Annotated in this window: 3 protein-coding genes; all 3 read right to left on the reverse strand. The window is 49.7% G+C overall.

Translation table 11 applies throughout. The features are described 5' to 3' along the window. Nucleotides 1–498, reverse strand: a 498-nt coding sequence (locus tag AC1DWB_RS34925; RefSeq protein ID WP_477545661.1) for a GTP-binding protein, incomplete at its 3' end; no start/stop codon positions are given. Nucleotides 499–596: 98 nt separating this feature from the next. After that, complete coding sequence (gene rpsG, locus AC1DWB_RS34930) at nt 597–1,067, reverse strand: 30S ribosomal protein S7 (RefSeq protein ID WP_477545662.1); 471 nt, start codon at nt 1,065–1,067, stop codon at nt 597–599. A gap of 51 nt (nt 1,068–1,118) precedes the next feature. After that, nucleotides 1,119–1,538 (reverse strand): 30S ribosomal protein S12, encoded by a 420-nt coding sequence (rpsL, locus tag AC1DWB_RS34935; protein ID WP_477545663.1) that lies wholly within the window; start codon nt 1,536–1,538, stop codon nt 1,119–1,121. Nucleotides 1,539–1,560: the final 22 nt, after the last annotated feature.

Genomic DNA, 1,560 nt, shown 5'->3' on the forward strand with positions numbered 1-1,560 from the left:
GATTGGCAACTGAATTGCTACTGCATTGGCTCCCAAACGGTCGCGCATTTGGCCAATTACACCCAAGAAGTTCGCGCCGATGGCATCCATTTTATTCACGTAGGCCATACGCGGAACGTGGTACTTGTCCGCTTGTCTCCATACGGTTTCCGATTGGGGTTCAACGCCTTCTTTAGCGCTGAATACCGCAACCGCTCCATCAAGTACACGGAGGGAACGCTCAACCTCAACAGTGAAGTCAACGTGTCCCGGGGTGTCGATAATATTGATTCGGTGCCCTTTCCACTGGCAAGTGGTAGCGGCGGACGTAATGGTGATTCCACGTTCTTGCTCCTGCTCCATCCAGTCCATCGTAGCGGCTCCTTCATGAACCTCTCCGATCTTATGGGTACGGCCGGTGAAGAAAAGAATACGTTCCGTCGTCGTCGTTTTACCAGCGTCAATATGCGCCATGATCCCGATATTCCGCGTGTCTTTCAAGGAGAACTCTCTTGGCATTGGAACGTCTCCTTCCTGTAATAGCTGTTTTCAAAAATCCAGGAAAACTACTACAAGCGCAAGTACGGAATAGCACTTCCGCCGAGCAGTAGCTGATCCTACCAGCGGTAGTGGGCGAACGCTTTGTTCGCTTCCGCCATCTTGTGCGTGTCTTCGCGCTTCTTAACGGAAGCACCTGTGTTGTTGCTGGCGTCGATAATCTCGGCAGSCAGACGCTCTTCCATAGTCTTCTCTCCGCGCAAGCGAGAGTAGTTCACCAACCAGCGAAGACCTAGTGCTGTACGGCGCTCAGGCTTTACTTCGATCGGTACTTGGTAGTTAGCTCCCCCAACACGACGAGCTTTAACTTCAAGCACAGGCATGATGTTCTTGATCGCTGTTTCAAACACTTCCATTGGTTCCTTGCCAGTACGGYTTTGAATCAGGTTAAACGCATCATACAAAATCGTTTGCGCAACACCGCGCTTCCCATCTAACATGATACGGTTAATGAGTCGGGTAACCAATTTGCTGTAATAAATCGGATCCGGCAAAACGTCTCTTTTAGTAACTGGACCTTTACGAGGCATAGTTATCCCCCTTTCTTATAAAAATCATTCGATATGAATAGCATTTCATTCTTACTTCTTCACTTTCGGACGTTTCGTACCATACTTGGAACGAGCTTGTTTCCGGTTGTTAACGCCGGATGTGTCAAGCGCTCCCCGCACGATGTGGTAACGTACCCCTGGCAAATCTTTTACCCGTCCGCCACGGATCAACACGACACTGTGCTCTTGCAGGTTGTGTCCGATTCCCGGAATGTAAGCCGTAACCTCGACACGATTCGTTAAGCGCACACGAGCGTATTTGCGAAGAGCCGAGTTTGGCTTCTTCGGAGTCATTGTACCTACACGAGTGCAGACACCGCGTTTTTGAGGCGCGCTCAAGTCGGTTTGTTCTCTCTTCAAGGCGTTGAACCCTCTTTGTAGAGCAGGTGACTTGGACTTCGTAATCTTCGCTTGACGACCTTTGCGTACTAATTGGTTAATAGTTGGCATGTCACTACCTCCTTCCTTACTT

Source organism: Paenibacillus sp. P4_E11, from assembly GCF_056401635.1.

What these genes read in the sequence shown, in the direction of transcription:
- rpsL (WP_477545663.1), bottom strand. Translation starts at nt 1,538, where the DNA reads ATGCCAACTATTAACCAATTAGTACGCAAAGGTCGTCAAGCGAAGATT.